The sequence below is a fragment of the Aquitalea sp. S1-19 genome, assembly GCF_024343515.1.
Genome location: NZ_RJTZ01000298.1, coordinates 1 through 1,498 on the forward strand (window position 1 = coordinate 1; position 1,498 = coordinate 1,498).

Genomic DNA, 1,498 nt, shown 5'->3' on the forward strand with positions numbered 1-1,498 from the left:
AGCAAGAACGAAGGTGGTCGTCACACGCCATTCTTCGCTAACTACCGCCCTCAGTTCTACTTCCGTACTACGGACGTAACTGGCGCTGTTAGCCTGCCAGAAGGCGTGGAAATGGTGATGCCTGGCGATAACGTATCCATCACGGTTGAGCTGAGTGCTCCGATCGCTATGGAAGACGGTCTGCGCTTCGCTATCCGCGAAGGTGGTCGTACCGTTGGTGCAGGCGTGGTTGCTAAGATCATCGCTTGATTGAAAAGGTTTTAGGCCAGTAGCTCAATTGGTAGAGTATCGGTCTCCAAAACCGAGGGTTGGGGGTTCGAGACCCTCCTGGCCTGCCAAATAAGACTAACCGGCGAATTTCGCCGGTTAGTCTTTTGTCGCATATGCACTGAGAGAATCGAATGGAAATGCAAGACAAGATCAAACTGGTGCTGGCGGGGCTGTTGGTAGCTTCCGGTGTGGCTGGTTTCTATTTCGTTCCCGAAACGCAGGGCTTGTTGCGGGCGCTGGTATTTATTGTGGGCCTGGCCTTGGCTGCTGGTGTGGTGTGGGTTTCTACGCCGGGCAAAGAGTTTGTCGCTTATGCGCATGACTCGGTTGCAGAGGCTAAAAAGGTAGTCTGGCCTACGCGCAAGGAATCGACGCAAATGACGGGCATGGTTTTCGTCTTTGTGTTGGTGCTGGCGTTGTTCATGTGGTTGGTTGATTCGTCTCTGACCTGGTTTTTCTACGATATCATTCTGAAACGGGGCTAATCATGGCGAAACGTTGGTATGTAGTTCACGCTTACTCCGGCTTCGAGAAGAGCGTGCAAAAAGCATTGCGTGAGCGGATCGACCGTTCGGATATCGCTGATCTGTTTGGTCAGGTGCTGGTGCCGGTTGAAGAAGTTGTCGACATGAAAAACGGTCGCCGTTCGATCACCGAGCGCAAGTTCTTCCCGGGTTATGTGCTGGTCGAGATGGAAATGACCGACGACAGCTGGCATATGGTCAAGAGTACGCCTAAGGTGACCGGTTTTATTGGTGGCACGGCTAATCGTCCTGCGCCGATTTCGGTCAAGGAAGTCGAGTCCATCATGCAGCAGATGCAAGAAGGGGTTGAAAAGCCTAGGCCTAAGGTTCTGTTTGAAGTGGGTGAGCGCGTGCGCGTGGTTGATGGCCCGTTCAACGACTTTAACGGCACAGTGGACGAAGTGAACTACGAGCGCAATAAATTGCGCGTGTCGGTGCAGATCTTCGGACGTGATACCCCGGTCGAGCTGGATTTTGGCCAAGTGGAAAAGCTCTGATTTTTCATTTGGTTGTTTGAGGGGGTTCGTGTATAATCACGCGCTCTCGTTGGGGAGCGGGCTTGTTGCCTGCGTCATACCCGTTTAGGAGTTTATTGTGGCAAAAAAGATTATCGGCTTTATTAAGCTGCAAGTGCCCGCTGGCAAAGCAAACCCATCGCCGCCAATCGGCCCGGCGCTCGGTCAGCGTGGTCTGAACATCATGGA

3 protein-coding genes, 1 tRNA gene and 1 pseudogene are annotated in these 1,498 nt (G+C 52.9%); all 5 read left to right on the forward strand.

Annotation, left to right across the window (positions count from 1 at the left end):
* A partial coding sequence (locus EGI20_RS18555; protein WP_498633172.1) for an EF-Tu C-terminal domain-related protein occupies window positions 1-249 on the forward strand: 249 nt, incomplete at its 5' end.
* Between the two features lie 13 nt (window positions 250-262).
* Window positions 263-338: transfer RNA gene (locus tag EGI20_RS18560), tRNA-Trp, on the forward strand.
* 63 nt (window positions 339-401) lie between these two features.
* Window positions 402-755: a preprotein translocase subunit SecE gene (secE, locus tag EGI20_RS18565; RefSeq protein WP_498633174.1), complete on the forward strand. Its 354-nt coding sequence runs from the start codon at window positions 402-404 to the stop codon at window positions 753-755.
* 2 nt (window positions 756-757) lie between these two features.
* Window positions 758-1,291 carry a transcription termination/antitermination protein NusG gene (gene nusG, locus EGI20_RS18570; RefSeq protein ID WP_124735794.1) on the forward strand — a complete coding sequence of 178 codons (534 nt, stop codon included), beginning with the start codon at window positions 758-760 and terminating at the stop codon, window positions 1,289-1,291.
* Between the two features lie 97 nt (window positions 1,292-1,388).
* Window positions 1,389-1,498 (forward strand): annotated as a pseudogene (gene rplK, locus EGI20_RS18575) (50S ribosomal protein L11); the annotation flags it as partial.